Below are 6,713 nucleotides of genomic sequence, written 5' to 3' on the forward strand. Positions count from 1 at the left end.
TCGTCGTCGTCGGCGCCGGACTGGCGGGCCTGCGCTGTGCGAGTCGCCTGCTCGAGCTCGGTCACGACGTGCTCGTCCTCGAGGCGGGAGACGAGGTGGGCGGCCGGGTCCGCACCGACCTCGTCGACGGCTTCCGGTGCGACCGGGGCTTCCAGGTGCTCAACCCCGCCTACCCGGCCGTGCGCCGTTGGGTCGACGTCGGCGCGCTCGACGTCCTGCCCTTCCGTGCCGGTGTCCTCGTGCGCACCGACGACGACCTCGTCACCGTGGCCGACCCGGTTCGCGAGCCGGGCCTGCTGCCCGCCACTCTTCGCAGCGGTCTCCTTCGGCCGCGCGAGCTCGCTGCCCTCACCCGATGGGCGGCGCGCGTCCTCGTCGACCCCAGAGGGGTGATGCGCGGGCCTGACACCGAGCTGCACAGCTCGCTCGACGCCGCCGGCGTTCGAGGGCCGCTGAGGCACCAGGTGCTCGAGCCTTTCATCGCCGGAGTGCTGGCCGACAGCCACGGGACCACGTCGGCGACCTTCACCAAGCTGCTGCTGCGCATGTTCGCCCTCGGCCGACCGGGCCTCCCCGCGGCGGGCATGGGCGCCCTCCCCCGTCAGCTGGCCGGTCCGCTCGGCGACCGCATCCGATTCGGCGAGCGCGTCGTCGCGGTCGAGGCGCCCGGCTCGTCGGGAGCCGGGTCCGGCCGCGTCACCGTTCGCTCCGGGGCCGGGGAGCGGCAGGCCCGCGTCGCCGTCGTCGCGACCGACCCCGTCACCGCGGGGGCGCTGACACCGATCCCTCCTCCCCCGGTCAAAGGCCTGGTGACGTGGTGGTTCGACGCACCGGAGGCACCGACCGGGCAGGCCCTGCTCGCCGTTGACGGGCGTGGGAGTCACGGCGGCCGCCCGGGCAGCCCGGGACCGGTGTGGAACACGGCAGTCGTCAGCAATGCCGCGCCCACCTACGCACCGCCGGGCCGCCACCTCGTCCAGGCCACCACCCTGCTCGACCGGCCTGATGGGGACGCGCCCGAGGAGGACATCCGACAGCACGTCGGCCAGATCCTCGGCTGCGACACGAGCCGGTGGGAGGTCGTCGCCCGTCACCAGATCGACGTCGCCCTGCCAGCCATGCCGCCGCCACTGCGTGCCCGCCTCGACGTCTCCCTCGGCAACGGGCTCTTCGTCTGTGGCGACCACCGGGACACCGCCTCGATCCAGGGCGCCCTCGTCTCCGGGAACCGCACCGCCGAGGCGATCGCTCGGCACCTGGCCCGCGGACGGTAGGCGGCCAGCAAGGATCATCCCGCCCTCCCGCCGACCAGACCTCCTGCCGTCGGCAGGTCACAAGTCCATCACCACTCTGCTGCAATAGATAGTAGAAGTGCTATCTTTCAGCGCATGGATGCTGCGAGCTCAGCAGTCGTCAGCTGCCGGGACCTCACCATGGCCTACGGCGACCGGGTCGTCCTCGACGGCATCGACCTCGAGATCCCGCGGGGGCAGGTGGTCGCGCTACTGGGTCCCAACGGCGCGGGCAAGACGACCACGCTCGAGATCTTCGAGGGTTTCAGGCGGCCCTCGCGCGGGGAGGTCCGTGTGCTCGGGCACGATCCCGCGACGGCACCGGAGGACTGGCGCTCCCGCGTCGGCGTCGTCCTGCAGAGCTGGCGAGACCACGGCACCTGGAAGGTCCGTGACCTGCTCGACGTGATCGGGGCCTACTACGCCCCGTACGCCGCACCCGGGGTCCAGCGGCCCTGGCCGGCCGACGAGCTGCTCGAGCGGGTCGGGCTCGGCGGGCACAGCACTCAGCGCATCGACCGGCTCTCCGGCGGTCAACGTCGCCGGCTCGACGTGGCCGTGGGTCTCGTCGGTCGTCCGGAGCTGCTCTTCCTCGACGAGCCGACCACGGGCCTCGACCCCGCCGGCCGCCGGGACGTCCACGACCTCCTCGCCGACCTGGCCGACCTCGACACCACGATCCTCGTCACCACCCACGACCTCGCCGAGGCCGAGAAGGTGGCCGACCGGCTGCTCATCCTCGCCGGCGGGACGATCGTCGCCGACGGCACACCAGACGCCCTGCGGGTGCAGCTGTCCCGCTCCAGCGAGGTTCGGCTGCGCGACACGGACACTGGCCGGGTCACCGTCCATGCGTCACCCGACCCCACGGGCTACCTCACCGAGATGCTGACCACCCGGGCCGGCCACGTGCAGGTCGTCGAGGTGCGGGCTGCCTCCCTGGAGGACGTGTATCTCGACATCGTGCGCCGGGCGGAGTCCGGCGGGCAGCTCGGCGACCTCCAGGCACTCGCTCCCGGTCCGTCCGTCACCCAGGAGGAGTCCCGATGACGGGCACGTCCGTCCCCCGTTCCGTCATGGCAGCCGCTTGGCGCCAAGCGCGCACCACCGTGGTGCGCAAGTACACGTCGGCGAGCGGAATCGGCAGCGTCGCCCTGATCGCGGCCCTGCTCGTCGCACTGTGGTTCCTCCGCGACGTGGACTTCGGCGACGGCGCTGTCGCGGCGGGGAGCTACGTCCTGACCGGGTTCCTCGCCTTCGGCGTGGTCGCCGCGGCCGTCATGGGCGTCGCCGGCGAGCTCCAGGCCGAGCGCGAGGACGGCACGCTCCTGCGGGCCAAGGCCGTGCCCCACGGGATGACCGGCCACCTCATCGCCAAGCTGATCGTGGCGCCCGTCGACGCGCTGGTGCCGGTCGTGCCGGCCGCCGTGGGCGCGACCGTGCTCCTTCCTGGCACCATGCCCGACGAGCTGGGCAGGTGGGCGTTGCTCGCCGTGGTGTTCCTGCTGGCCGTGGCCGCGATGCTGCCGTGGGGGGCGATCCTGGGATCGGTCTTCCGCAGCATGCTCGGGCTGGCCTGGGCGATGATGGGGATGTATGCCGTCGCCGCCCTCTCAGGGCTCTTCTACCCGGTGACGGCACTGCCCGCGGTCCTGCAGTGGCTCGCCCACGCGACGCCGCTCTACTGGATCGGGCACGCTGTCCGCGCGGTGCTGCTGCCCCCTGAGGCCGCGGCGGTCGAGTTCGGCGGCGAGTGGCGCATCGGACTGACCGTCGTGGTGCTCGTGGCGTGGGCGGTCGTGGGGCTGCTCGTCGCTCCGGTCGTGCTGCGCCGGATGGCCCGACGACAGTCCGGGCGCACCGTGGCCGCGGCACGTGAGCGAGTGCTCTCCAGGGGCTACTGAGCCGATGGCAGCATCGACGGACGCCGTGCACAACCGGATCGCCATGCTGCGCGCAGAGCGGGGTGTCTCCCGACGCGCGCTGGCGGAGGCCCTGGGCGTGCACTACCAGACGGTGGGCTACCTCGAGCGTGGCGAGTACAGTCCCTCCCTGCACCTGGCCCTGCGTGTCGCCGCGTACTTCGAGGTGCCGGTCGAGGTCGTCTTCTCACTCGAACCCTTCCCCCGGTTGGGGACCAGCTGACGCCCTGGACGTGGCGGACGCCCGGCGTCGGGCACGCCGCATGCTCGCCCGCCACCCCGCCAGGGGCGCCAGGCGCGCTGCGAGCCCAGCGGCATACGGCTGGGAGGGAAAGTTTGAACAATCTTTGTCCAAGGTGCATCCAATCTTGGGGCTTCGGCGGAAGTAGGGGCAAGGACGGCCACGAGGGCCGTCCGGTTCGACAGGACCACCCCAACCGCACCGTCCCGGAAGGACACCCTCATGAAGATCCTGCGCACCTCCGCCGTCCTCACCCTCGCGCTCGCCCCGGCGGCCTTCGCCCTGCCCGCCTTCGCCGCGGACGAGGCCACCGTCTCGATCCTGCACGGCGTGCCGGGGGCCACCGTCGACGTCTACGCCAACGGCGACTCCCTCCTCACCGACTTCGAGCCCGGCACCCTGACCGACCCGGTCCAGCTCCCGGCCGGCGAGTACGACCTCAAGGTGACGGCCGCTGGTGCCGGAGCCGACGGCGACGCGGTGATCGAGGCGAACGACGTCACGGTCCCGGCAGGCGCCAACATCACCGTCGTCGCGCACCTCGACGGCTCGGGCAACCCCGTCCTCACCCCGTTCGTCAACGACGTGTCCGCCCTCGACGCCGGGCAGGCCCGACTCACCGTCCGCCACACGGCGGCCGCTCCCGCGGTCGACGTGCGCGCCAACGGTGACGTAGCCTTCGAGGGCCTGACCAACCCCAACGAGGTGAAGGCCGACCTCGCGGCCGGCACGATCTCGGCCGACGTCGTGCTCGCCGGCACGGACACCGTCGCGATCGGCCCGGCCGACGTCACCCTCAAGGAGGGGACGAACACCATCGTCTACGCCTGGGGCAGCGCCGCGAACAACGACCTCGACCTCGCCGTGCAGACCGTGACCGGTCTGCACTCGGCGCCGAAGGGCGTCCCTGCCGGCGGCGGCACGGGCACCAACGACGCCAGCCGGGTCGCGCTCATCGCGGGCTCCGCCGCCCTGGCCGGCGGCCTCGTCCTGACGGCCCGCCGTCGGGCCACGTCGCGCGCCTGACGACCTCAGCCCGACTCGTCCCCCGTCTGACATGACCGTGTCCCGCTCGCGAGCGAGGGTGGTGGCCGCCGCGGCCGCCGCCCTCCTCGCGGGCGCCACCGTCACCCTGGTCACCCAGTCAGGTGGCCCGGAGTGGCCGCTGGCCACGGACGGACACGGGGCGACCGAGGCCCCCAGCGTCTCGGCACCCGTCCTGCCATCCGGGCAGGCACCGGGCACGGCGCGACCGCGGACGACGACTCCCGCTCCCTCGCCAGGCACCTCACCAGCAGGCAGACCCCCGCCGATGGTGACCGCGCGCGACGCACGGCCCGCCGCGGCTGCGGCGAGCACGCTCCCGGCGCCGACCCGCTTCGAGATCGCCGAACTGGGGATCTCGATGCCGGTGCGGGGAGTGGGCGTCGCCGAGGACGGGCAGATGGCTCTGCCGGAGAGTCCGGCCATCATGGGGTGGTACGAGTACGGCCCCCGTCCGGGCGAGCGGGAGGGGGCGACCGTGCTCGCCGCCCACCGGGACATGCCGGACTTCGGCACCGGTCCGGCCGCCGACCTCGACCGGCTGTCGCCTGGCGACATCCTCACGGTCCGCTCAGGGAGCTCCTCCGGGGGCTCTGCGCGGCGGTACCGGGTCACCCAGGTGACCCGGCTGAGGAAGGAGGCGCTCGATCTGCCGGCCATCTTCACCAGGACCGGCCCGGCCCGGCTGCACGTCGTCACCTGCAGCGGCCGCTTCGACTCCCGCACCGGCAGCTACGAGAAGAACCTCGTCGTCGTCGCCACCCCGCTCCGCTGATCGCGCTCCATCATGATCGGTGCTGGATATGGTGTGCTCGTGCACGACGAGCCCGGCGTCGACACCAGCGAGCTGGCCCTGAGGCTGGCCGCGGGCCAGACCGACGCGCTCGCCGAGATCTACCGCCTGTGGTCCAGCCTCGTCCACACGATCGCCCTGCGCTCGCTCGGTGACCCGTCCGACGCGGAGGACGTCACACAGCAGGTCTTCGTCTCGGCGTGGAACGGCCGGCACACCTTCCGTCCAGAGCAGGGCAGCATCCAGGCCTGGCTCGTGGGCATCACCAAGCACCGGATCGCAGACCTGCGCACGCAGCGATACCGCAACCGCCGCAACCTGCAGGCCGTGGCGCTCGAGTCGGCCGCCACCACCTCGGTCACCGACGACACCGACTGGGCCGATCGCCTTCTCGTCGTCCACGAGCTCGAGCGGATGGGCGATCCGCGGGCCGCCGTCATCCGGATGGCCTTCCTCGACGACCGGTCCCACGACGACATCGCGGCCACCCTCGACCTGCCGCTGGGCACGGTCAAGAGCCACATCAGGCGGGGGCTGCTCCAGCTGCGGCAACGACTTCAGGAGGTGGAACGTGTTGCACCCTGACCCAGGGCTCCTCGTCGACGTGGCGCTCGGCACCGAGTCGGCGCCGGATGCCCGGACCCACCTCGAGAGCTGCGACGAGTGCGCACGCACCGTGGCCGACCTGCGCCGGACCGCCGCGCTCGTGTCGAGCAGCGCAACCGCCGTCCCCAGCCCGGGGGCCTGGGAGAGCCCACCACCCCGGGTGTGGGACCGGGTCCTCGCAGCGATCGCCGTCCCCGAAGGCGTCCAGCCGGAGGTCCAATCCATCCGATCCGATGACCACCCCGGCGAGCGCCCGGACGTCCGCGTCGGCACGCCCGAGGGGCGTCCCGGCCGCTCCACCGGCCCTTCCGTTCCCGACGTGACCGACCTGGGCGAGCGCCGAGCCAGGCGGCCCCGGAAAGCCTGGCCCTGGGCGGCCGGGCTCGCCGCGGCGGGCCTCGCCGTCGGCCTGCTCACCGGCCGGGCGCTCTGGGACGGGACGGACCCGCCCGCCGCCACGGTCGCGCAGGTCCAGCTCGACACCCTCGACACCCGGGAACGGCTCGGCGAGGCGGCAGTCGTCCGGACCGACTCGGGGGTGGATCTGCGGATCGCCACGACGACCACCCTCGATCCCGGCGACGGCTACCTCGAGGTGTGGCTCATCAACACCGACGGCACGCGGATGATCTCGGTCGGAGTTCTCGGCGGCGAGTCCGCCACCTTCCCCATCAGCCAGGACCTGCTCGACCAGGGCTACGTCACCGTCGACATCTCGCGCGAGCCCTTCGACGACGAGCCCGAGCACTCCGGTGACAGCCTCGTGCGGGGGACCCTGTCCGCGTAGCTGGCCCTGCGGCGGGAGCCGGGTCGGT

Annotated in this window: 8 protein-coding genes; all 8 read left to right on the forward strand. The window is 72.9% G+C overall.

The features are described 5' to 3' along the window. Positions 1–1,274, forward strand: a 1,274-nt coding sequence (locus LOY02_RS13385) for an NAD(P)/FAD-dependent oxidoreductase (RefSeq protein ID WP_317182857.1), incomplete at its 5' end; no start/stop codon positions are given. Positions 1,275–1,388: 114 nt separating this feature from the next. Beyond that, a complete protein-coding gene (locus LOY02_RS13390) occupies positions 1,389–2,342 on the forward strand; it encodes an ABC transporter ATP-binding protein (protein WP_317182858.1) in 954 nt (317 codons plus the stop codon). Then, on the forward strand, positions 2,339–3,196 hold the full coding sequence (locus LOY02_RS13395) for an ABC transporter permease (RefSeq protein ID WP_317182859.1): 858 nt from the start codon (positions 2,339–2,341) through the stop codon (positions 3,194–3,196). The genes LOY02_RS13390 and LOY02_RS13395 overlap by 4 nt, the downstream gene beginning before the upstream one ends. Positions 3,197–3,200: 4 nt before the next feature. Beyond that, on the forward strand, positions 3,201–3,437 hold the full coding sequence (locus LOY02_RS13400; protein WP_317182860.1) for a helix-turn-helix transcriptional regulator: 237 nt from the start codon (positions 3,201–3,203) through the stop codon (positions 3,435–3,437). A 240-nt stretch (positions 3,438–3,677) separates the two neighbouring features. Then, positions 3,678–4,481, forward strand: coding sequence for a DUF4397 domain-containing protein (locus LOY02_RS13405; RefSeq protein ID WP_317182861.1), 804 nt, complete (start codon positions 3,678–3,680; stop codon positions 4,479–4,481). Between the two features lie 286 nt (positions 4,482–4,767). Further along, positions 4,768–5,274 (forward strand): class F sortase, encoded by a 507-nt coding sequence (locus LOY02_RS13410; RefSeq protein WP_317182862.1) that lies wholly within the window; start codon positions 4,768–4,770, stop codon positions 5,272–5,274. 39 nt (positions 5,275–5,313) lie between these two features. Then, a complete protein-coding gene (locus LOY02_RS13415) occupies positions 5,314–5,877 on the forward strand; it encodes an RNA polymerase sigma factor (protein ID WP_317182863.1) in 564 nt (187 codons plus the stop codon). After that, a complete protein-coding gene (locus LOY02_RS13420) occupies positions 5,864–6,685 on the forward strand; it encodes an anti-sigma factor domain-containing protein (protein ID WP_317182864.1) in 822 nt (273 codons plus the stop codon). Before LOY02_RS13415 ends, LOY02_RS13420 begins: the two co-directional genes overlap by 14 nt. Positions 6,686–6,713: the final 28 nt, after the last annotated feature.

This window comes from Intrasporangium sp. (assembly GCF_032907665.1).
Lineage (GTDB): Bacteria > Actinomycetota > Actinomycetes > Actinomycetales > Dermatophilaceae > Intrasporangium.